General features: G+C 64.4%; 23 protein-coding genes and 1 tRNA gene. 19 read left to right on the forward strand and 5 right to left on the reverse strand.

Going from position 1 to position 20,157, the window contains the following annotated elements:
- The 16 genes from ACU0B3_RS07500 to ACU0B3_RS07575 all read left to right on the forward strand — a co-directional run.
- Positions 1 to 184 (forward strand): molybdopterin dinucleotide binding domain-containing protein (locus ACU0B3_RS07500; protein WP_446260225.1); only part of this gene is annotated, 184 nt, incomplete at its 5' end.
- Between the two features lie 186 nt (positions 185 to 370).
- Positions 371 to 2,335, forward strand: coding sequence for an AMP-binding protein (locus tag ACU0B3_RS07505; RefSeq protein WP_446260226.1), 1,965 nt, complete (start codon positions 371 to 373; stop codon positions 2,333 to 2,335).
- Between the two features lie 190 nt (positions 2,336 to 2,525).
- Complete coding sequence (locus ACU0B3_RS07510; protein WP_446260256.1) at positions 2,526 to 3,284, forward strand: ABC transporter ATP-binding protein; 759 nt, start codon at positions 2,526 to 2,528, stop codon at positions 3,282 to 3,284.
- Positions 3,277 to 3,708, forward strand: coding sequence for a hypothetical protein (locus tag ACU0B3_RS07515; RefSeq protein ID WP_446260227.1), 432 nt, complete (start codon positions 3,277 to 3,279; stop codon positions 3,706 to 3,708). The genes ACU0B3_RS07510 and ACU0B3_RS07515 overlap by 8 nt, the downstream gene beginning before the upstream one ends.
- Positions 3,698 to 4,210 carry a hypothetical protein gene (locus tag ACU0B3_RS07520; RefSeq protein WP_446260228.1) on the forward strand — a complete coding sequence of 171 codons (513 nt, stop codon included), beginning with the start codon at positions 3,698 to 3,700 and terminating at the stop codon, positions 4,208 to 4,210. Before ACU0B3_RS07515 ends, ACU0B3_RS07520 begins: the two co-directional genes overlap by 11 nt.
- On the forward strand, positions 4,207 to 4,722 hold the full coding sequence (locus tag ACU0B3_RS07525; RefSeq protein ID WP_446260229.1) for a hypothetical protein: 516 nt from the start codon (positions 4,207 to 4,209) through the stop codon (positions 4,720 to 4,722). The genes ACU0B3_RS07520 and ACU0B3_RS07525 overlap by 4 nt, the downstream gene beginning before the upstream one ends.
- 54 nt (positions 4,723 to 4,776) lie before the next feature.
- Positions 4,777 to 5,766, forward strand: coding sequence for a branched-chain amino acid ABC transporter permease (locus tag ACU0B3_RS07530; protein ID WP_446260230.1), 990 nt, complete (start codon positions 4,777 to 4,779; stop codon positions 5,764 to 5,766).
- 111 nt (positions 5,767 to 5,877) lie between these two features.
- On the forward strand, positions 5,878 to 6,207 hold the full coding sequence (locus tag ACU0B3_RS07535) for a hypothetical protein (RefSeq protein ID WP_446260231.1): 330 nt from the start codon (positions 5,878 to 5,880) through the stop codon (positions 6,205 to 6,207).
- A 12-nt stretch (positions 6,208 to 6,219) separates the two neighbouring features.
- On the forward strand, positions 6,220 to 6,837 hold the full coding sequence (locus tag ACU0B3_RS07540; protein ID WP_446260232.1) for a hypothetical protein: 618 nt from the start codon (positions 6,220 to 6,222) through the stop codon (positions 6,835 to 6,837).
- On the forward strand, positions 6,837 to 7,913 hold the full coding sequence (locus tag ACU0B3_RS07545; RefSeq protein ID WP_446260233.1) for a branched-chain amino acid ABC transporter permease: 1,077 nt from the start codon (positions 6,837 to 6,839) through the stop codon (positions 7,911 to 7,913). The genes ACU0B3_RS07540 and ACU0B3_RS07545 overlap by 1 nt, the downstream gene beginning before the upstream one ends.
- Positions 7,914 to 7,983: 70 nt before the next feature.
- Complete coding sequence (locus ACU0B3_RS07550; protein WP_446260234.1) at positions 7,984 to 9,258, forward strand: ABC transporter substrate-binding protein; 1,275 nt, start codon at positions 7,984 to 7,986, stop codon at positions 9,256 to 9,258.
- Between the two features lie 106 nt (positions 9,259 to 9,364).
- Positions 9,365 to 10,186 carry an ABC transporter ATP-binding protein gene (locus ACU0B3_RS07555; protein ID WP_446260235.1) on the forward strand — a complete coding sequence of 274 codons (822 nt, stop codon included), beginning with the start codon at positions 9,365 to 9,367 and terminating at the stop codon, positions 10,184 to 10,186.
- A gap of 59 nt (positions 10,187 to 10,245) precedes the next feature.
- Entirely contained in the window at positions 10,246 to 10,761 is a 516-nt protein-coding gene (gene thpR, locus ACU0B3_RS07560) for an RNA 2',3'-cyclic phosphodiesterase (protein WP_446260236.1), read from the forward strand.
- Position 10,762: 1 nt separating this feature from the next.
- Positions 10,763 to 11,722 carry an NADPH:quinone reductase gene (locus ACU0B3_RS07565; protein WP_446260237.1) on the forward strand — a complete coding sequence of 320 codons (960 nt, stop codon included), beginning with the start codon at positions 10,763 to 10,765 and terminating at the stop codon, positions 11,720 to 11,722.
- A 45-nt stretch (positions 11,723 to 11,767) separates the two neighbouring features.
- Positions 11,768 to 12,961, forward strand: coding sequence for a phenylacetate--CoA ligase family protein (locus tag ACU0B3_RS07570; RefSeq protein WP_446260238.1), 1,194 nt, complete (start codon positions 11,768 to 11,770; stop codon positions 12,959 to 12,961).
- 24 nt (positions 12,962 to 12,985) lie between these two features.
- Positions 12,986 to 14,521, forward strand: a complete 1,536-nt coding sequence (locus tag ACU0B3_RS07575; protein ID WP_446260239.1) for a peptidoglycan-binding protein — start codon at positions 12,986 to 12,988, stop codon at positions 14,519 to 14,521.
- 108 nt (positions 14,522 to 14,629) lie between these two features.
- Here the strand turns inward: ACU0B3_RS07575 and ykgO are convergent, their stop codons facing one another.
- Together ykgO and ACU0B3_RS07585 are read right to left on the reverse strand one after the other, a co-directional pair.
- Complete coding sequence (gene ykgO / locus ACU0B3_RS07580) at positions 14,630 to 14,755, reverse strand: type B 50S ribosomal protein L36 (protein WP_050529488.1); 126 nt, start codon at positions 14,753 to 14,755, stop codon at positions 14,630 to 14,632.
- A gap of 77 nt (positions 14,756 to 14,832) precedes the next feature.
- A tRNA-Val gene (locus tag ACU0B3_RS07585) sits at positions 14,833 to 14,907 on the reverse strand.
- Between the two features lie 176 nt (positions 14,908 to 15,083).
- On the opposite strand from ACU0B3_RS07585, the gene ACU0B3_RS07590 reads away from it, so the two are divergent.
- Complete coding sequence (locus ACU0B3_RS07590; RefSeq protein ID WP_446260240.1) at positions 15,084 to 15,947, forward strand: N-formylglutamate amidohydrolase; 864 nt, start codon at positions 15,084 to 15,086, stop codon at positions 15,945 to 15,947.
- 29 nt (positions 15,948 to 15,976) lie between these two features.
- Here the strand turns inward: ACU0B3_RS07590 and ACU0B3_RS07595 are convergent, their stop codons facing one another.
- Positions 15,977 to 17,230, reverse strand: a complete 1,254-nt coding sequence (locus ACU0B3_RS07595) for a DNA polymerase IV (RefSeq protein WP_446260241.1) — start codon at positions 17,228 to 17,230, stop codon at positions 15,977 to 15,979.
- Between the two features lie 58 nt (positions 17,231 to 17,288).
- Here ACU0B3_RS07595 and ACU0B3_RS07600 point away from each other — a divergent pair, with 58 nt between their 5' ends.
- The gene (locus ACU0B3_RS07600) at positions 17,289 to 18,047 is read left to right on the forward strand and encodes a DUF6958 family protein (RefSeq protein WP_446260242.1); all 759 of its coding nucleotides are present in this window, start codon (positions 17,289 to 17,291) and stop codon (positions 18,045 to 18,047) included.
- Between the two features lie 344 nt (positions 18,048 to 18,391).
- On the opposite strand, the gene ACU0B3_RS07605 is transcribed toward ACU0B3_RS07600, so the two are convergent.
- Both ACU0B3_RS07605 and pyrF read right to left on the reverse strand, forming a co-directional pair.
- Positions 18,392 to 18,706: a hypothetical protein gene (locus tag ACU0B3_RS07605; RefSeq protein WP_446260243.1), complete on the reverse strand. Its 315-nt coding sequence runs from the start codon at positions 18,704 to 18,706 to the stop codon at positions 18,392 to 18,394.
- 166 nt (positions 18,707 to 18,872) lie between these two features.
- Positions 18,873 to 19,589 (reverse strand): orotidine-5'-phosphate decarboxylase, encoded by a 717-nt coding sequence (pyrF, locus tag ACU0B3_RS07610; RefSeq protein ID WP_446260244.1) that lies wholly within the window; start codon positions 19,587 to 19,589, stop codon positions 18,873 to 18,875.
- Between the two features lie 138 nt (positions 19,590 to 19,727).
- Here pyrF and ACU0B3_RS07615 point away from each other — a divergent pair, with 138 nt between their 5' ends.
- The gene (locus ACU0B3_RS07615; protein WP_446260245.1) at positions 19,728 to 20,153 is read left to right on the forward strand and encodes a hypothetical protein; all 426 of its coding nucleotides are present in this window, start codon (positions 19,728 to 19,730) and stop codon (positions 20,151 to 20,153) included.
- Positions 20,154 to 20,157 lie beyond the last annotated feature (4 nt).

Raw genomic sequence — 20,157 nt, forward strand, 5'->3', positions numbered from 1 at the left:
CGAGATCATGGCCCGCGCCGACCGCGCCGTCGCCCCCGACATGGTGTTCGTGCCGTTCGCCTATGTCGAGGCGGCGGCCAACATCCTCACAAACCCAGCCATCGACCCATACGGCAAAATCCCAGAGTTCAAGTTCTCCGCGGTGCGCGTGGAAAAGGTCGAGGCAGCGGTTGCCGCAGAGTAACCCGGCTCGTCACCCGAGTAATGAGGCGGCCTGCCCGGGCCGCCTTTTTTCTTTGGACTCAAGGCCCTGCTGAAGAAAATGAACGCTTGTTCAAAAAAAGTCCTCCGGGGAGGTTGGCAGATCGTTTCTTGTGGCCTAACGTTCTTGCAAGAATAGGTCTTAATGGGACCAACGGGAGGAATACCCTTGCGCGCATCATCTGATGCCGGAGGGCTGGCGGCATCGGTGCCCGCGCTTTTGGCGCGGAACGCGGCGTCGTTCGGCACTGCTCCGGCCTACCGTGAAAAAGAATACGGCATCTGGCAAAGCTGGACCTGGGCCGAGACCCAGGACGAGGTCCGGGCGCTGGCCAAGGGCCTGATCGCCAAGGGTGCGGGCCCGGGGGATTTCGTCGCCGTGATTGGGCGCAACCGTCCGTATCTTTACTGGGCGATGGTCGCGGTGCAGATGACGGGTGCCGTACCGGTGCCGCTGTATCAAGACGCCGTGGCCGAAGAGATGGCCTACGTGCTTGACCATTGCGGCGCCAAGATCGTGATCGCGGGCGATCAAGAGCAGGTCGACAAGGTGCTGGAAATCCAGGACCGCCTGCCGAACCTCAAGGAGATGGTCTATCTCGACACGCGCGGGATGCGGAAATACGACCACACCAGCCTGACCTCCTACGCGGATGTGCAGGCCGAGGGGCGCAAGACGGATGAGGCCGAGCTCGACCGGCGGATCGGCACGCTCGGCTATGACGACACCTGCGTCATGCTCTACACCTCTGGCACGACGGGCAAGCCGAAGGGCGTGGTTCTGTCGAACCGCAACATCATCGAGACAGCCAAGAACTCGGCCGAGTTCGACGGGCTGCGCCAGAGCGACTCGGTTCTGGCGTATTTGCCGATGGCCTGGGTGGGTGATTTCATCTTTTCCATCGGGCAGGCGTACTGGACGGGCTTCTGTGTCTGCTGCCCCGAGGCGCAGCACACGATGATGCACGATCTGCGCGAAATTGGACCGACGTACTACTTTGCCCCGCCACGGGTGTTCGAGACGCAGCTGACGAACGTCATGATCCGCATGGAGGACGCCGGCAAGCTCAAGCAGCGGATGTTCCATTACTTCATGGAGCACGCGCGCAAGGTCGGGCCCAGGCTGCTCGACGGTGAGAGCGTCGGGGGCATGGACAAGCTGAAGTACCAGCTGGGTGAGCTTTGTGTTTACGGGCCTTTGAAGAACACGCTGGGCTTTTCGAAGGTGCGCGTGGGCTACACGGCGGGTGAGGCGATCGGGCCGGAAATCTTTGATTTCTACCGCTCGCTGGGGATCAACCTCAAACAGCTTTACGGCCAGACGGAGGCGTCGGTCTTTATCACCCAGCAGCCGGACAATGCGGTGAGCGCGGACACGGTGGGTGTGCCGTCGCCGGGTGTCGAGATCAGAATCGCGGACGATGGCGAGGTTTTCTACCGCTCGCCGGGTGTGTTCGTGGAATATTACAAGAACGCCGAATCGACCGCAGGCACGAAGGATGCCGAGGGCTGGGTCGCAACCGGGGACGCGGGCTTTATCGAGGAAGCGACGGGCCAGCTGCGGATCATCGACCGGGCCAAGGACGTGGGCAAGATGGCCTCGGGCGCGCTCTTTGCGCCGAAGTACGTGGAGAACAAGCTCAAGTTCTATCCCAACATCCTCGAAGCGGTGGTCTTCGGGAACGGGCGCGAACAGTGCACGGCATTCATCAACATCGACCTGACGGCGGTGGGCAACTGGGCCGAGCGCAACAACATCGCCTATGCGTCTTATCAAGAGCTTGCAGGGCATCCGCAGGTGCTAGAGACGATCAAGAGCCACGTGGAGGCGGTGAACGCCTCGGTGGCAGAGGACGAGATGCTCTCGGGCTGTCAGATTCACCGGTTCATCGTGCTACACAAGGAGCTCGATGCCGACGATGGGGAACTGACGCGGACACGCAAGGTGCGCCGCCGGATCATCGAGGAGAAGTTCGCTGATCTGATCACGGTGCTCTACGATGGGTCGGAGAAAGTCTCGACCGTGACGGAAGTGACGTATGAGGACGGGCGCAAGGGCTCGATCAAGGCCACTTTGAGCGTGGTCGATGCTGCGGTGGTTTCGGTCACCCCCAAAGCGATGGCGGCGGAATGATGGTCGGCGCTCGCGCAAGGGCGCATCGCCCCGCCCACCCTCCCGCAGGGTGCTCCGCTGCGGGCCGCGGGCGTGTGGCTGGCCGGCCCTCCGGGGGGAGTTTTTCTGGGAAGATGAAGAGGGGCGTAGGCGCGTGAAGGACACCGAGGGCTACGTCACCGAAGATGGGCGCACCATTGGCGGGGTTGTCATGGAGATGCGCAACATCACGCTCCGGTTCGGCGGTGTGGTGGCGATCAAGGATATTTCCTTTGACATCCGCGAGGGGGAGATCCGGGCGATCATCGGGCCGAACGGGGCAGGCAAGTCCTCGATGCTCAACGTGATCTCCGGCTTTTACAATCCGCAGGAGGGGGAGGTCTGGTACCGGGGTGCTTTGCGTCCGCCGATGCGTCCCTATCAGGTGGCGCGGCAGGGGATTGCGCGGACGTTCCAGAACATCGCGCTCTTTGAGGGGATGACGGTGCTCGACAACGTCATGACGGGGCGGCTGACGCAGATGTCGTCGGGCATGTTCAGTCAGTCGATCTGGAAGGGGAAGGCGGAGGCCGAGGAGGTTGCCAATCGCCAGCTTGCCGAGGAGGTGATCGACTTTCTCGAGATTCAGTCGATCCGCAAGACGCCGGTGGCGCGGCTTCCTTATGGTCTGAAAAAGCGTGTGGAGCTGGCGCGGGCGCTCGTGTCGCAGCCGTCGCTGTTGCTGCTCGATGAGCCGATGGCGGGGATGAACGTCGAGGAGAAGGAGGACATGAGCCGCTTTATCCTCAGCGTGAACGACGAGTTTGGGACCACGATTGCGCTGATCGAGCACGACATGGGCGTGGTCATGGATCTCAGCGACCGGGTGGTCGTGATGGATTACGGCAAGAAGATCGGCGATGGCACACCGTCGGAGGTGCGCAGCAACCAGGCGGTGATCGACGCCTATCTGGGCGTTTCGCATGATTAGAGCGCTGGCTGTTGTCTTTGCTTTTGCGCCTGTGGTCGCCTCGGCGGGGCAGTTCGAGGTGTTCTCGGCGCGCTGTCTCGATCCGTTCGAGCATCTGACGCCACCGGTGATCGATGGGCTGACCGCGATGGAGCGGGGTGCGGGGTACTCGGCGTACCCGCTACCCGAGGGGTTTGTGCTGGTCTATGAGACGCAGCCCGAGGACGCGGAGGCGGCCTGTTCGGTGATTGGGCGGTATGTGCGCGGTGAGGCGCTGCGGTTCGAGATCTGGGCGCTCGAGCAGGCGGAGCAGGGCCGCTATGCGGAGAGCGGTGAGGGCCGTTGGCTGTCGACCACCTGGGTCGAGCCGAAGGTTGCGTTGGAGCTGACGGCGACGGCGGAGAGCCTGACCATGCGGGTAGTGGAGACGGATCTTGAAAGTTAAAGCGATCCTCATGGCGGCCTTGATGGCGCTTCCAGTGCGGGGGGCGGCGTTCATGGATTTGGACAGCCAGCCCAAGTCGATGTTCTTTGCCGGGCGCTGCATGGCGCCGGTGCTGCTGCGCGAGGAGATTTCGACCAAGGACCTCAAGCAGGTGCCGGACGCCGCGGCGTTTCCGCATCTGTTTGGCGAGCGCGGTACGGTCTGGCATGGGGACGATCCGTCGCTGCTGCTGGTCAAGCTCGATGCGGGCGCGTTTTGCGGGATCAACGTCTTTGACGAGGAGCTCGAGGATGTCGAGGCGTTCATGTCCTACTGGCTGGACCGCGAGGACAGCCCGTTCGAGTTCACCGAGCGCAAGGAGACGGACGAGACGGTCACGCTGATCTACGACGGGTTCTGCGACGACTGCGGGTTCAACGTGCATGCGCGGGCGCTCTACCTCAAGGCGGACAAGTTCACGGTTTACCGCGTCTATGCGACCACGCCGGAAAAGGCGGGGTGAGGTGGCTGCTGCTCTCGATCTGGCTTGCGGCACCGGCCGCTGCGACCGAGCAGGCGGCGGAGGCGTTTTGGGACGCCCTGCTGGGCTGTTGGGCGGTCAAGGGCGGGGCGCTGCCGGAGGCGCAGGGCTGGGAGCTGGAGCGCGACTGGACGGCGACCTGCGGCGATTGTGCCGCCGAGACGCAGATTTGGAATGGTCCCGGGGACCTGCGTATCGTGCGAGAGCGGATGCAGCCGATGGCGCCGGCCTCTTGCGTTCTGGCGACGGGCTCGCAGCCGGCGGTCGAGGATTTGCTGCCGTCGCTGGCGCGGCTTTGGAGCGGCGAGGGCCTTGGCTGGATCGCGGAGGATCTGGCGCGTCCGGCGCAGCCCTTCGCGGTGCTCTTGAGCTGCGAGGCGGATGTGGACCTGCGCAAGGTCGCGGTGGTCGACGCCTCGGGTGGAATATTGAAATTTGTGGTGACCGGCTGGCAGCCGGATCGCGCAAGTGCGTGCGCAGGGGTGCGAGAATGAGCGTGTGCGGGGCCGTAAGCGCCCGCGTCACGCTTGGGATGGAGGAAGACGGAGATGCCTGATCAACTGCTATTCGCGGCTGAGGTGACGCTGAACGGGCTGATGGCCGGAGTGCTCTATGCGCTTGTCGCGCTGGGCTTCGTGTTGATCTACAAGGCGTCGGGGATTTTCAATTACGCGCAGGGCGTCATGGCGCTGTTTGCTGCTGCGACGCTCGTTGGGATCATGAACGGGCAAGTGCCGTTTGCGCATCTGATCAACGCGATCTTTGGCACCAAGATACACCATTTCGGTTGGCACGTGCCGGCGATCCTGGCGATTTTCCTCACGCTTTTGGTGATGGTGTTCCTGGCCTGGGCGGTGAACCGGTTCATCATGCGGCATCTGGTGAACCAGGAGCCGATCATCCTGTTTATGGCGACGATTGGCTTTGCCTATTTCCTCGAAGGGTTCTCGGACCTGATGTGGAACGCCGAGATCAAGCGGCTCGACGTGGGGCTGCCGCAGGGGATCAACACCTGGATCGACGAGACGACGTTCGACGCGTTTGGGTACGGGTTCTTTATCGACAACCTCGATCTGGTGGCGACGGGGATCGCGGTGCTGCTGGTTGGGGCGCTGGTGTTCTTTGCGCAGTACACCAAGCAGGGCCGTGCGATGCGGGCCGTGGCAGACGACCACCAGGCGGCGCTGTCGGTGGGGGTCTCGCTCAACTTCATCTGGGTGATGGTCTGGTCGCTCGCAGGCTTTGTGGCGCTGGTCGCGGGCATGATGTGGGGCGCCAAGTCGGGTGTGCAGTTCTCGCTCTCGCTGATCGCCTTGAAGGCTTTGCCGGTGCTGATGCTGGGCGGGTTCACCTCGATCCCGGGGGCGATCATCGGCGGGCTGATCATCGGCGTGGGCGAGCAGCTTTTCGAGTTTGCGATTGGGGCGCCGTTCCTGGGTGGTGCGACGCAGAACTGGTTTGCCTATGTGCTGGCGCTGGTCTTCCTGTGCTTTCGTCCGCAGGGGCTCTTTGGGGAGAAGATCATTGAGCGGGTTTAGCGGGCAAGGGTGGGCTGTGCCCACCTTACGGGGTCAGACTGCGGGCGGTGTGCCGGGCGGTTGCCGTCGGACGTTAGGTATTTTTGAACCAGAGAAGATGGACCCGCGCGGATGTTGACGGCGGCGCATTGGTTTGGCGCCGGGTTGGCGCTGGGACTGTTGTTTCTGTGGTGCCTCGTTTCGGTGATCGAGGCGGGGGCTGGTTCGGCGGGCTGGACCTGGGGTCTGGTCGTCTTTGGATTGGGTGCGCTTGTGGCGCTGCTCATGGCCGCGGCGCGGCATTGGTCCGGGGGGCCGGCTGCGCGGACGGATCCGCTCTTGCGTGGCACCTCGGGTGATGCGGTGCGGGCAGGGGCGGGCCAGGCGCTGCGCAGTGCCGGGGACATGCCGATCGGCGAGGGGGGTGTGCCGCGACATGTGGCGGGCCGCCGGATCGGATAGGGAGAGCGAGAGATGTTTTACCGTGAGGCGGGGGACTTCAATACCTTGAGCCTGTTTCGAGCCTTAATCCAAGCATTGTGCTATACGTTAAATGGCAGAGTCTTTCTTATGCTGGCCGTGCTGTTACTTGTTTCGATTATTCCCAATCAGAGCAAAGCGGGCGATTTCAACTGGAAAGCAAGTGACACGAACACAAGCAGGTTTTTTGATCAGTTTCGACTTGGTCGACTTGCGGTAGCGGATAACGCCGATGTATCGCCAACCTACTTTTGCCAAGATGGTTTGCGCTTACTTGTCGACGATAGAGCGCCGGCTCGAGGACAGTTTCTCGAAAGAACTTCACGCAGAGAACTGAGACGACCGAACTATTTGTATCTGACGGTGCTTCCAGAGCAACGATTTGTTGTTTGGGATCGCTTCAAGTCCGATGTGCATCAAGCAGATAGCAAACTGCTTGATCTGATATTTGATAGATTCACTGAGCTGCAGTTTCTCCCCAGCTGTGAGCGATACGCGTCCTATTTCGGAGGCGACCTTAGTTCATTTCTGATCGTTTCGCAGTTTTATGGCTTTTCTTCAGCCGATGATTTTATCGAAGCTTCCGACGCTCGATGGGAGGAACTAAACTAATGTTTTACCGTGAGGCGGGGGACTTCAAGACCTCCTACCAAGAGGACAGCCAGACCTTTCCCATCGCGTTCGACCGGTGGCGGTATTACGCGGTGCTGGCGGTTGCCTTTCTGGTCGTGCCGTTTGTGATCAACGATTACTGGGCCAATGCGATCCTGCTGCCGTTCCTGATCTACGCGATTGCGGCGATCGGGCTGAACATCCTGACGGGCTATTGCGGGCAGGTGTCGCTGGGGACCGGCGGGTTCATGGCGGTGGGCGCCTATGCCTGTTTCAAGCTGATGACGGCGTTCCCGGACGTGAACATCTTTTTCCACGTGATCCTGTCGGGGTTCATCACTGCCGGGGTGGGTGTGATCTTTGGCCTGCCGTCCCTGCGCATCAAGGGGTTTTACCTGGCCGTGGCGACGCTGGCGGCGCAGTTCTTTCTGGTGTGGCTCTTTAACCGGGTGTCGTGGTTCTACAATTACTCGGCCTCGGGTCAGATCACCGCGCCGGAGCGCGAGGTGTTTGGCATCGCGGTCACAGGGCCGGCGACGGAGGCTTGGGCGACGTACCTTTTCTGCCTGGTGATCACGGTGGTGCTGGCCATCGTCGCGCGCAACCTGACGCGCGGGGCGCAGGGGCGCGAGTGGATGGCGATCCGCGACATGGACATCGCGGCCGAGATCATCGGGGTGAACCCGCTCAAGGCGAAGCTGACGGCTTTTGCCGTCAGCTCGTTCTACGTGGGCATTTCAGGCGCGCTGTTCTTTGCGGTCTATCTCGGGGCGGTCGAGGTCGGCGAGGTGTTCGGCATTCAGAAGTCGTTCATCGTGCTTTTCATGATCATCATCGGCGGGCTCGGGTCGATCTTTGGCGCGTTTGCGGGCGCGGCGTTCCTGGTGATCCTGCCGGTCGTGCTCAAGCTGGTGGGTGTCGATCTCTTGGGTTGGCCGACGGATATCGTGGCGCACTTTAACCTGGTGATCGTGGGTCTCTTGATCATCGTGTTTCTAGTGGCCGAGCCGCATGGGCTCGCGCAGCTGTGGCGCGTGGCGAAGGAAAAGTTGAGATTGTGGCCGTTTCCGCATTGAGTGGGGCGGTCTGGTGGGCAGCTTGCCCACCCTACGCCGGGCGAACCGGCACACATAGGGAGGAAGACCAATGAAGAAACTACTGACCTCGACGGTTCTGGCGACGATGGTCGCAGGGCCGGTGATGGCGGACCTCGTGTTCCCGTCGCTGAGCTATCGCACCGGGCCTTATGCGGCGGGTGGCATTCCGTTCGCGGATGGCTATGCCGATTACTTTACGCTGCTCAACGAGCGTGACGGCGGCATCGGCGGCGTGCCCGCGCGCGTGCTCGAGTGCGAGACGGGCTACAACACCGAGAAGGGTGTGGAGTGCTACGAGTCCACCAAGGGTGAGGGCAGCCTCGTCTACCAACCGCTCTCGACCGGCATCACCTATCAGCTGATCCCGAAGACCACCGCGGACGGCATTCCCATGCACACGATGGGTTATGGCCGGACGTCTGCAGCCAATGGCGACGTCTTCAGCCACACGTTCAACTACCCTGCGAACTATTGGAACGGCGCGTCCGGCGCGATCAACTACCTGATGAGCCAGGGTGACATCGCAGGCAAGACCATCGCGCTGGTCTATCACAACTCGGCCTACGGCAAGGAGCCGATCCGCACGCTCGAGGAGCTGTCGGCCAAGCACGGGTTTGAGCTGACGCTGATCCCGGTCGATCACCCGGGTCAGGAGCAGAAGGCGCAGTGGCTTCAAATCCGCCGCGAACGCCCGGACAATGTGATCATGTACGGCTGGGGTGTGATGAACCAGGTCGCCGTGCAGGAGGCTGCGAACATCCGCTATCCGATGGAGAACTTCATCGGGATCTGGTGGTCGGGTTCGGAGAACGACGTTCTGCCGGCAGGGGATGCCGCCGATGGCTACAAGGCGCTGACGTTCCACGGTGTGGGCAGCGACTACCCGCTCTTTGACGACATCCAGGAGCATGTGGTCGACAAGGGTCTGGCGGCGGGTGCCGGCGACCAGATCGGCACGGTGCTGTACAACCGCGGGCTTTATGCGGCGATGCTGGCGGCCGAGGCGGCCAAGACGGCACAGGAGATCCACGGTGAGGCCGAGATCACCCCGGCGATGATGCGCGACGGCATGGAAGCGCTGGAAATGACCGAGGCCAAGATGGAGGCGCTTGGCCTTCCCGGCTTTGGTCCGGCATTCAGCGTGTCGTGCGAGAACCACGGCGGGCCGGGCCTCATTGGCATGACCCAGTGGGATGCGTCCTCGCAGACCTGGAGCCTGATTTCGGATTATTCCTCGACGGATATGGACGTGATCGGGCCGCTGATCGAGTCGGATTCGACGGCGTTTGCCTCGGAGAACAACCTGGGCGGCAACTGCTCGTAAGGTGACCAACTCCCGGCCTGCCTCTGGGGAGGTGGGCCGGGGATTTTGAGTTTATTTTGGAAGATGAAGCAGGAGCCGGTGTGCTCTTGCCAGGCGAGGGCGCGGGATGCTGGACGGTGCAAAGACGCAAGAGAGGCTTCTTGAGGTCAACAACATCGAGGTGATCTACAACCACGTGATCCTTGTGCTGAAGGGCGTGTCGCTGTCGGTTCCGAAGGGCGGGATCACGGCGCTCTTGGGCGGCAATGGCGCGGGCAAGACGACGACGCTCAAGGCGATTTCCAACCTGCTGCATTCGGAGCGGGGCGAAGTGACGAAGGGGTCGATCCAGTACCGTGGTGCGTCGGTGGCCGATCAGGATCCGGCGGATCTGGTGAAGCGGGGCGTCATCCAGGTGATGGAGGGGCGGCATTGCTTTGAGCACCTGACGGTCGAGGAGAACCTGTTGACCGGGGCCTATACCCGCGGGAATCGCAAGGCGATCGCGGACGATCTGGAGCTGGTCTACACATATTTTCCGCGCCTCAAGGAGCGGCGAACCTCGCAGGCGGGGTACACATCGGGCGGGGAGCAGCAGATGTGCGCGATCGGGCGCGCGCTGATGAGCCGGCCGGAGACGATCCTGCTCGACGAGCCGAGCATGGGGCTGGCGCCGCAGTTGGTGGAGCAGATCTTCGGCATCGTGAAGGATCTCAACGAGAAGGAGGGGCTGACCTTCCTTTTGGCCGAGCAGAACACAAACGTGGCGCTCCGGTTTGCGCATTATGGGTACATACTCGAGAGCGGGCGCGTCGTGATGGACGGGCCGGCGGCGGAGTTGCGCGAGAACCCGGATGTGAAGGAGTTCTACCTTGGCATGTCCGAAGAGGGGCGGAAGTCCTATCGCGATGTGCGCTCGTACCGGCGCCGCAAGCGGTGGCTGAGCTGAGGCTACTGTCTGCTTGTGTAGAGAGGTCCCGGATCAGGTCCGGGACGGGGCGCGCCTAGGTGCGTGTGTTTTTGGGAGTGCCGGTGCCGGAGGCTTTGATCGGGCCTTGTGTCCGTGCGCAGGGGCTGCTCCGGGGCGGGCGACCTGTGGATGTGGATGATCTGCATCTGACGCTGAGTTTCGTGGAGGACGCCAGGGAGACGGGTTTGGAGGACCTCGACGCTGAGCTTGGCACGTTGTCGCTGCCGCGCTGCGAGATCGGGATTGCAGGCGTCGCGGGGTTCGGGTTCCCGCCGAATGCCGTGGGGCTTGAGGTGGCCATGTCGCGGGAGCTCGAGTTGCTGCATCAGAAAGTTGCGCGGGCAGTACGGATGGCTGGGCTGCAAGCGGATGCCAAGCGGTTCCGTCCGCACATCACTTTGGCGCGGGGGAAGCCGGATGCAGCGCGCCTGCTCGAGGCGCCGGTTGTGCATCCGCCTGTGCCTGTGACGGCGCTCAATCTGTGGTCTTCGGTGTTGACCCCGCAGGGGCCGCGGTACGAGGTTCTGGCAACGTATCCGTTGGGAGGGCTCTGACATGCGGGCGGTGTGGTACGAACGGTTTGGCAGCGCGGAGGACGTGCTGACGCTTGGCGAGATGGAGGCGGTGCCGCCGGGTCCCGGTGAGGTGCAGGTGCGTCTCAAGGCAACCGGGATCAACCCGTCTGACGTCAAGCTGCGCGGCGGGGCGCGTCCGGGGGCGGCGATGGCTTATCCCAGGGTCGTGCCGCATTCGGATGGTGCTGGCGTGGTCGAAGCTGCGGGTGCAGGCGCGAAGGGTTGGGTCGGCAAGCGCGTCTGGATCTGCAATGCCGGTTGGCAGCGGGCCTTTGGGACAGCGGCGGAGTGCGTGACGGTTCCGCAAGAGCTGGTGGCAGAGCTGCCGGAAGGGACGTCCTTTGTGGAGGGCGCGTGCCTTGGCATTCCGGCTCTGACAGCGTGGTATGCCCTGAAAGGTGTGACGCCGGGCCAGAAGGTGCTGGTCACAGGCGGTGCGGGCGCGGTGGGACGGTATGCCTGTCAGATGGCGCAGCTGATGGGGGCGGAGGTGGTGACCACCGTGTCGTCCCCCGAGAAAGGCGCGCATGCGGGTGTGCCGTGGATCAACTACCGCACCGAGGACGTCGCTGCGCGCGTGACGGAGATGCTCGGCGCGGTGGACCGGACCGTCGATGTTGACTTTGCGGCCAACCAGCAGGCTGCTTTGCAGGTGATCAAGCCGGGCGGTGTGATCTCAGGGTATGCGAGCGCGTCGGTCATGTCGCCCGAGCTCGACTGGTACGGCTTCATGTTCAAGAACGTCACGCTGCGGATGCTGATCGTCTATCAGCTCACCCCAGCGGAGCGCGCCGAAGGGCAGGCGCAGATCAATGACTGGCTGGCGGCGGGCAAGCTGACCCATGCCGTCGTGCCGGGCGGCGGGCTCGAGGACATGGCGGCGGCGCATACGCGCGTGGAGCGTGGGGACAAACTGGGGACCGTCGTGGTCTCCGTCTGAGGTTATTGCATAACAGCGGGGTCCCGTGCCCCGGTAGGAGACGACATGGCACAGTTTTTCGACGATCTTGAAACACGCAGCGCGGATGCGCGGGAGGCGGCGCAGGTGGCAGCCTTGCAGACGCAATTGGCGCGCGTGGCGGCGCAGGAGGACACGTGCCTGACGGCCGAGGTGGAGAGCCTGGCCGATCTGGCCAAGCTGCCGGTGCTGCGCAAGTCCGATCTGGCGGGTTGGCAGACGGAGAAGCCTCCTTTTGGCGGGATGGTTGTCGAGAATGCGACTCATGTCTTTCAAAGTCCCGGGCCGATTTACGAGCCCGGTGGCTCCTCGCACGATTGGTGGCGGATGGGACGTTTTTTGCACGCAGCGGGCGTGGGCAAAGGCGACACCGTGCAGAACTGCTTTGGCTACCACCTGACGCCGGCCGGGCACATCTTTGAAAGCGGGGCGCGGGCTGTCGGGGCGCGGGTGCTGCCGGCTGGCACGGGCCAGACGGAGCTGCAGGTGCAGGCGGCGGCGCATCTGGGATGCACGGCCTACGCCGGCACGCCGGACTACCTGAAGGTCATTCTCGACAAGGCAGATGAGCTCGGCACCAAACTGGCGTTTGCCAAGGCGGTGGTTGGCGGCGGGGCGCTGTTCCCGGCGATGCGGCAAGCCTACGCGGACCGGGGCATTGCGTGCCTGCAATGCTACGCGACGGCGGACCTCGGAAACATCGCCTACGAGAGCCCCGCGATGGAGGGGATGATCCTCGACGAGGGCGTGATCGTGGAGATCGTGACCCCCGGCACGGGCGACCCGGTGGCCGAGGGCGAGGTGGGTGAGGTTGTCGTGACCGCTCTCAACCCCGACTACCCTCTGATCCGGTTTGCCACTGGAGACCTTAGCGCGATCCTGCCGGGACAAAGCCCCTGCGGACGCACTAATACGCGCATCAAGGGATGGATGGGACGCGCCGACCAGACGACCAAGATCAAGGGGATGTTCGTTCGCCCCGAGCAGGTCGCCGCCCTCGTCGCGCGCCACGACGACGTGGACAAGGCGCGCGTGACCGTGACGCGCCGGAATGATGCCGATGTGATGTCCGTCGCTTTGGAAACAATGAACGCGAATGCGGAGGATTATGCGGCCTCCGTGTCCGAGATCCTCAAGATACGCGGCGAGATCGCGCTGGTTTCGCCCGGCAGCCTTCCCAAGGACGGCAAAGTCATCGACGATCAGCGCACATACGATTGAGTGCACTCAAGAAGGGAGAGCGCAATGTTTCGAAACTTCATTTTAGGAGCCGCCATCAGCCTCGGCGTTGTTACCAGCGCTGCGGCGCAGGAGGGCGGTGGTAACCTCGCGCTGATCCTCGGCAATTTCGATTACGCGAATATGGAGGACGTCACCGGGCAGGAAGACGCCAACCGCATGAGCCGCGCGCTGAGCGATGCCGGTTTCGAGGTGCTGCGCAACGACAACGGCACGTCCATCGATATGATCGGCGCCGCCCGCTCCTTTGCGGACAAGATGGACGAGGCGGACCGTGTGCTGATCGCGCTGTTTGGTCATGTGGTCTCGGACGAGAACGGCAGTTACCTTTTGGGGGTCGGCGCGCCGGAGACGGATCTGTTGCAGATCGGCGGGCGGAGCATCTCGCTCAACGCGCTGCAGACGCTGATCCAGCAGCGCCCGGGCACGGCGATCATGATGGTCGCGGGCAACCGGGCGCAGCCGACGCTGGGGCGCGGGCTGGTCGATGGCTTTGGCCGGCAGGAGGTCAAGCAGGGCGTGACGCTGGTGCGCGGACGCGCCAACACCCTGAGCCGCGTGCTGATCGACGGCCTTCTCGAGTCGGGCAACTCGCTGCGGCAGGCGTTGCCGGACCGGCCGGGTCTCAACGTGTCGGGCTTTGTCAGTGACCGTGTATCGTTCATGGGCGCAGGCCGCGGCGACGAAGTCTCGCCGGACCTCGGCCAGCTTGCCTACTGGAACGCCACCCGCGACATCGGCTCGCAGGAAGCCTACGAGTCGTACCTCGAACGCTTCCCGGACGGGATCTTTGCGAACGAGGCGCGCGTGGCGCTCGAGGACCTGAGGCTGGCACCGCTCCGTGCCGCACAGGCCGAGGAGAGCCGGCTGAACCTCGACCGCGGCGCGCGCCGCGACGTGCAGGCGGTGCTGACCCGGCTTGGGCACGACACGCGGGGCGTGGACGGCATCTTTGGCCAGGGCACACGCGGGGCGATCACCGCCTTCCAGTCGGTCAATGGCTTTGATGAGACGGGGTACCTGACCGAGGCGCAGCTGAGCGTGCTGATGGCGCGCAAGTCCGAGTTCGACGCCATCGACCGGCAGCGTGCCAACGAAAACCAGCAGCGCATCGCGTCAGCCTGGCGGGAGGCGCGCGGCAAGGACACGCTCGACAGTTACCGCGCGTTCCTGTCCGAATATCCGCGCAGCCGCTTCGCCACGGAGGCCGAGAACCGCATCGCTGCCTTTGAAGCCGAAGAGCGCGAGCAGTCCAACGTCCTGCGCCAGCTTGAAGAGCGGCGCCGCCAGCAGGAGCAGGCGCGTGAAGAGGCGCAGCCCGAGAACCGGCAGGCGCTGGAACGGGAGCGGCAGCTGACCCCGAACCGCGTGATCCGGCTTGCCATCGAGCGGCAGCTGGCCCGACTTGGCCATGATCCGGGGGCGGTGGATGGCAACATCGACGGTGCGACGCGCCGGGCGATCCGCAATTTCCAGGATGTGCGCGGGCTGCCGGTGACCGGCTATCTCGACGCCTCGACGATTGCCCTCATGGCGCTGTGAGTTTGGCGCTATGACTGCGGCGCCCTGACCGGGGCGCCACATCCGCAAAAAAGAAAAGGCCGCGTCCGTTCCCGGGCGCGGCCTTTTTCAATTTGCCTGCGGGGTCGATCAGCCCTGGCGGGCTTTGAACCGGCGCTGGGTTTTGTTGATCACGTACACGCGGCCCTTACGGCGCACAACGCGGCAGTCGCGGTGGCGGCTTTTGAGCGAGCGGAGCGAGTTTTTGACCTTCATGGGTCCTCTCCATCTGTCGCGGCGCGCCATTCGCGCCTGGGTTTCGTCGGTTGCACGGGCATCCGTGCAGGTGTTCATGGTGGGCGATACTGGGATCGAACCAGTGACCCCTTCGATGTCAACGAAGTGCTCTACCGCTGAGCTAATCGCCCTTGGGCGGGTCTCTCACCCCTTGCCATGAACGCCCCGGCGGGGGCTGCACATAAAAAGGGGCGCGAATGTGCCGCGCCGTGCGGGGCGTATAAAAGGAGTCGGGACCCTGATCAAGGGCTTTTGGTCACGGCCGCTTCCGATGTATATTCCACGCAAGACAAGGAGGCTCGACGCCGTGCCAGGTCAACCGTTCGAAGTGATGCGTCCGCAGGTGCTGACGTCCGGGGTGGTCTTCGCCAGCCCCCATTCCGGCCGGGACTATCCGTGGAGCTTTCTGCGGCGCACGGTGCTGGACGAGCGGATGATCCGTTCGTCGGAGGACGCCTTTGTCGACCGCCTCTTTGAGCACGCGCCGCAACTGGGCGCGCCGCTGATCAAGGCCAACGCGCCACGCGCTTGGATCGATCTGAACCGCGCCGCCGACGAGATGGACCCGGCGCTGGTCCAGGGCGTGCGGCGCTCGGCACACAACCCGCGTGTTGCCAGCGGCCTCGGGGTCGTGCCGCGCGTGGTGGCCGGCGGGCGGGCGATCTACCGCGGGAAACTGACGCTGGAAGAGGCGAACGCGCGGGTAACGGAGGTTTGGCGCCCTTATCACGACACGCTGCAAGAGCTCTTGAACACCGCCCGCGCGCAGTTTGGCGAGGCGGTGCTGGTGGACTGCCACTCGATGCCGCACGAGGCGCTCGACACGATCGCGTCCTCGGGGGCGAAGCGCCCGGACATCGTACTGGGTGACCGGTTCGGGGCGTCGGCCTCGGGAGAGATCGTCGACCGGGTCGAGGCCGCCTTTGCCGCAGAGGGCCTGCACGTGGTGCGCAACACGCCCTTTGCCGGCGCCTACTCGACCCAGCATTATGGCCGTCCCTCCAAGGGGCAGCACGCAGTCCAGATCGAGATCGACCGGTCGATCTACATGGACGAAGCGCTGGTGCGGCCGAACGCGAACTTTCACCCGTTCCGCAAGCTGCTGCGCGGCATCATCGCCGAGATCGTCGAGATCGGCCGTCCGCGGATCACCTCGATGGCCGCCGAATAGGCGCCACGCGATGGGTGCCAGCACCCATCCTACCGGATCGCCCGTCCTTTCAGGATCGCGTCCGCTCCGAATTTGGCCCGGATCTTGTCGGTGGCTCGCTCCGCCTCCGCGCGCTGGCGCGCACCGGGGTCGAGGAGGTCCGGCGTCAGATCGGCCTGCCCCTCGGGCACCAGATCGCTGAGCCCGGCGCCCAGCAGCCGCCAGGGGCCGTCTTTGGCGAGTGGATCAAAAAGCCCTCTTGCGGTGCGGTAGACCGTGTCCGCCAGCTGTGTCGGGTCGCGCAAAGCCTGCCGCCGGGTGACCAGCGAGAAATCGTGCCGCTTGAGCTTGAGCGTGACGACCCGTCCCGCGATGCCCTTGGCCTTGGCCCGATCTGCGACCTTCTCGCTCATGCGCCACAAATGCCCGTCGAGGATGTCGGCATCGCCCGTGTCCTCGTGAAACGTCGTCTCGTTCGAGATCGACTTGACCGGCGCGTGCGCCGAGATGCGCCGCCGGTCCTGCCCGCGGGCAAGGTGCCAAAGGCGGTCCCCCATCGACCCGAACCGCGCACCGAGGTCCTGCCGCTCCCAGCGCAGCAGATCGGCAAAGGTGCGGATGCCGGCCTTTTCGAGCGCATCACGCGTCACCTGCCCGACGCCCCAGATCAGGCTCACAGGCTTGTCCCGCAGAAAGTCGCCTGTCTCCGCCTTGCCGATCACCGAAAAGCCATGCGGCTTGTCGAGATCGCTCGCCACCTTGGCCAGAAACTTGTTGTGCGACAGCCCGATGGAGCCGGTCAGGCCAAGCTCGTCCTTCATCCGCCTTACCAGCCGCGCGAGCATCACCGCCGGCGGATGGCCGTGCAGCCGCGCGGTGCCGGTCAGATCGAGGAACGCCTCGTCCAGCGACAGGGGCTCGATGTCGGGCGTCAGCTCTTCCATCATCGTGCGGATCGCGCGGGAGGCTTTCACGTACTCTTCCATCCGGGGCTTGATGATCACCGCGTCGGGACATTTCTTGAGCGCCTGGAACATCGGCATGGCCGAGCGCACACCCCGGATGCGCGCCACATAGCACGCGGTCGACACCACCCCGCGCCGCCCTCCGCCGATGATGACGGGCTTGTCGGCGAGCTCGGGGTTGTCGCGCTTTTCGACCGAGGCATAGAACGCGTCGCAATCCATATGCGCGATCGACAGGTCAAAGAGTTCGGGGTGCGTCGTCACACGCGGAGAGCGGCACGCGGGACAGCGCGCCCCACCGTCGAAGGTGGTCAGGCAGGATCGGCAAAGGCTGGGCATGTGCGGGACAACCTGTCTACACTGGACGGTAGTTTATCGTGACTGGAGCCCGATGCCCATGCCCTCTGACCCCGCCGCGTTCGACGGTGCCAAGGTTGCGCTTTTTGTTGGGGACCGGCTTGTGGTGCTGCGCCGCGATGCGCGCATGGACGTGGCCTGGCCCGGTGCGCTCGACTGGCCCGGCGGCGGCGCAGAGCCCGGGGAGACGCCGGTCGACACCGCCATCCGCGAGACGGTCGAAGAGGTGGGGATCAAGCTGACCCCGGACGACTTCGGCCCGCCCAAAGAGACGGAGCGCCTCGGCGTCCGCGTCGTCAAGATGTCGGCGCACCTGCCGGAGAGCCGCGCGGCCGAATTGGTTTTGGGAGACGAGGGGCAGGCCCTTGGCCTGATGACACCCGAGGAGTTCATCGCCCACTCCGATGCCGTGCCGGCGCTCGTCACGTATCTCAGAACGCAGCACGGGATGGGTTGGCCTGCCAAGGACGCGCGCGTGCCGTGCCGCACACCCGCGGAGGGCCGGGACGGCGTGACCAACATCCCGGCGTGGAAGTTCAACCTGATGCGGTTCCTCCTGCGCGAGCTGGTGCGCCGGGCCGGACCCGAAGGGCTGCCGTTCAAGGGGCTTGCCGCCCGCGTGAGCGAGCTGATGCACGCCGAGGACCGCGCGCGGCTCGGCTCCGTCGGCTGGCACATGACCTCGGTCAAGCTGGAGCTGGAAGTGCGCGGCGAACTTGCGCGGCACGCAGGCAAGGGCCCGCAGCGGATCGTGCCGGGGCCAGTGTTTCTCGATGTGGTGACATCGACGGAACTTTAGGTTCGGGACCTGAGAGACCGCGACCTTTATCCTGATACACAAGGGACAGAAGTTCACGCGCCGCCCCAGGGGGCGGGTCGGCGCGGCCTGACAGTGCCTGTCAGGCGGGTGCCATGAGTGAGGCCGGTATGAGTTGGATTTCGGATTGCCTGCTTTGAGGCAGCTGTAAAAAAAGCCCGGGATGCGGAACGCACCCCGGGCAGTCAAAGGCAGAGATCGGCAAGACAGACAAAGCGATCCCTGGTGTCAGAGCCAACCCGATATGAGGCCACCAAAGGCACCTCCAGGAGTTGTCTCTGCGAGACCCGCACCATCTGGGGAACGTTGCGGGGATTCCGTGCGCGTCAGGCCGCGCGCGCCTTGGTGATCAACGTCTCCAGCCACTGACCGTACGCCTGCCGTCCGTCCCGGCGCGGCAGCGGCTTTGGCAGCGACATGCGGCGTGCAGCACCAGCGCGCATGCCACGGTTCAGCCGGTGCATCCGCTCGGCATGGGTCACAAGCCCGGCAGTCGCGGCGTCGAAATCGAGCGTAATGGGCGCCGGAAAACTCGCCGCATAGCGCAGCGGTCCGCGGCTTGTGGGAAGCGTGACGACGGCCTCGAAGGCTTGCTCGGCCGCGTTGTAGATCACATCGCTGAGTTCGGCTTGCACAGTCATGTTCCTCTCCTTGGCCCGGGCGTGAGACCCCGGCTCCTCACACATATCGGGACCGGAGGACGCGTTTTTCACTGGGAATCGCGCCGTCCGATTCCCCCCAAGAACGCGTTAACGCGCAAAAAGTTGCCGATTGTGCGCCGGGAGCCCCCCGCGCAAGGCGCCAAGGTCAGCCGTTCGGGCGCACGGCCTGTACCGACAAAAGCTCGGAAACGATCGCCTCGGCGGCGGCGCGCGGGCTGGGTGCGCGGTGCACCGGGCGCCCCACCACGATGTGATCCGCGCCTGCCGCGATGGCCTGCGCCGGGGTCGCAACCCGTTTTTGATCGCCCAGCTCCGCGCCCGCCGGACGCACGCCCGGGGTCACGATCAGACGGCCTTCGCTTTCCGGCAGGGCGCGGATCGCAGCTGCTTCCTGGGGGGAGGCGATGACGCCGTCTGCGCCCGCCTCGAGAGCCCGCGCCGCACGCTCGACAACGAGGTCGGCTGGCGCGCCGTCCTTGATCAAGCTGGCGTCAAGGTCGCCGCGGTCGAGTGATGTGAGGATGGTCACGGCGAGGATCTTCATCTCCGATCCGCCCGCCCCCTCCCGCGCGGCGCGGACCACGTGCGGGTCGCCATGCACGGTCAGAAAGTCGTGCCCGAACTGAGCCAGCCCCCGCACCGCCGCCTCCACCGTGGCACCGATGTCAAAGAGCTTCATGTCCAGAAAGATGCGCTTGCCGTGCTCGCCCTTGAGCTCGTTGGCGAGCGCCAGCCCGCCTCCGGTCAGCATCCCCAGCCCGATCTTGTAGAACGAGACCGCATCACCCAGCCGGCCGGCCAGCTCCAGCCCCTCGAGCGCATTCGGCACATCCAGCGCCACGATCAGTCGGTCGTCACCCATTCTCGCTCTCCCCAGTCTGGCTCTCCCAGTCTCGGCGGGCAGTGCCTCACCGCATCGCCCTGCGTCAACCCCGCACGGGAACGCGGCACTGGCATGGTCCGTTGAGAAGTCAACCTTCCACGCATGATGGAGACTGACATGACCAACCCCAAAAGCAGCTTTCCCATTGCCATCGCAATCGGTGGCATCACCGCAATCGTCATCGGCGCAGGCGTGGCGTTCTGGCCCGGCAGCGCCGACGACACCGCGATGACCAATCCCAATCACCTCGAAAACGGCGAGGTCGTGCAGCGCCCGACGGGCGCCGGCTCCACCCCCGAAGGCATCGCCGGCACAACGCCGCGCATTATGGACGGCGACGAGGTGATCGAAGGCAGCACCGATGCTGCGCGTGCCGGAGGCGTGACCGATCCCGATGGCGCGCCGGGTGACGGCCAGACCCGCGCGTTGATCGAGCCGCAGGACGCAAACACCGCGCCGGGTGCCGGCACGATCGACAACGACACCGGTCAAGTGACGACCGCCGGTGACGCCGGCAGCGACGGCGACGACGACGCCAGCTGACACA

This window comes from Pseudaestuariivita sp., assembly GCF_052825805.1.

Coding starts and splice junctions, on each gene's coding strand:
- ACU0B3_RS07615 (WP_446260245.1), top strand. CDS start 19,728: ATGACCAACCCCAAAAGCAGCTTTCCCATTGCCATCGCAATCGGTGGC.
- ykgO (WP_050529488.1), bottom strand. CDS start 14,755: ATGAAGGTCAAAAACTCGCTCCGCTCGCTCAAAAGCCGCCACCGCGAC.
- ACU0B3_RS07545 (WP_446260233.1), top strand. CDS start 6,837: ATGTTTTACCGTGAGGCGGGGGACTTCAAGACCTCCTACCAAGAGGAC.
- ACU0B3_RS07575 (WP_446260239.1), top strand. CDS start 12,986: ATGTTTCGAAACTTCATTTTAGGAGCCGCCATCAGCCTCGGCGTTGTT.
- ACU0B3_RS07595 (WP_446260241.1), bottom strand. CDS start 17,230: ATGCCCAGCCTTTGCCGATCCTGCCTGACCACCTTCGACGGTGGGGCG.
- ACU0B3_RS07570 (WP_446260238.1), top strand. CDS start 11,768: ATGGCACAGTTTTTCGACGATCTTGAAACACGCAGCGCGGATGCGCGG.
- ACU0B3_RS07530 (WP_446260230.1), top strand. CDS start 4,777: ATGCCTGATCAACTGCTATTCGCGGCTGAGGTGACGCTGAACGGGCTG.
- ACU0B3_RS07555 (WP_446260235.1), top strand. CDS start 9,365: ATGCTGGACGGTGCAAAGACGCAAGAGAGGCTTCTTGAGGTCAACAAC.
- ACU0B3_RS07535 (WP_446260231.1), top strand. CDS start 5,878: ATGTTGACGGCGGCGCATTGGTTTGGCGCCGGGTTGGCGCTGGGACTG.
- ACU0B3_RS07605 (WP_446260243.1), bottom strand. CDS start 18,706: ATGACTGTGCAAGCCGAACTCAGCGATGTGATCTACAACGCGGCCGAG.
- ACU0B3_RS07550 (WP_446260234.1), top strand. CDS start 7,984: ATGAAGAAACTACTGACCTCGACGGTTCTGGCGACGATGGTCGCAGGG.
- ACU0B3_RS07600 (WP_446260242.1), top strand. CDS start 17,289: ATGCCCTCTGACCCCGCCGCGTTCGACGGTGCCAAGGTTGCGCTTTTT.
- pyrF (WP_446260244.1), bottom strand. CDS start 19,589: ATGGGTGACGACCGACTGATCGTGGCGCTGGATGTGCCGAATGCGCTC.
- ACU0B3_RS07565 (WP_446260237.1), top strand. CDS start 10,763: ATGCGGGCGGTGTGGTACGAACGGTTTGGCAGCGCGGAGGACGTGCTG.
- ACU0B3_RS07510 (WP_446260256.1), top strand. CDS start 2,526: ATGGAGATGCGCAACATCACGCTCCGGTTCGGCGGTGTGGTGGCGATC.
- ACU0B3_RS07540 (WP_446260232.1), top strand. CDS start 6,220: ATGTTTTACCGTGAGGCGGGGGACTTCAATACCTTGAGCCTGTTTCGA.
- ACU0B3_RS07515 (WP_446260227.1), top strand. CDS start 3,277: ATGATTAGAGCGCTGGCTGTTGTCTTTGCTTTTGCGCCTGTGGTCGCC.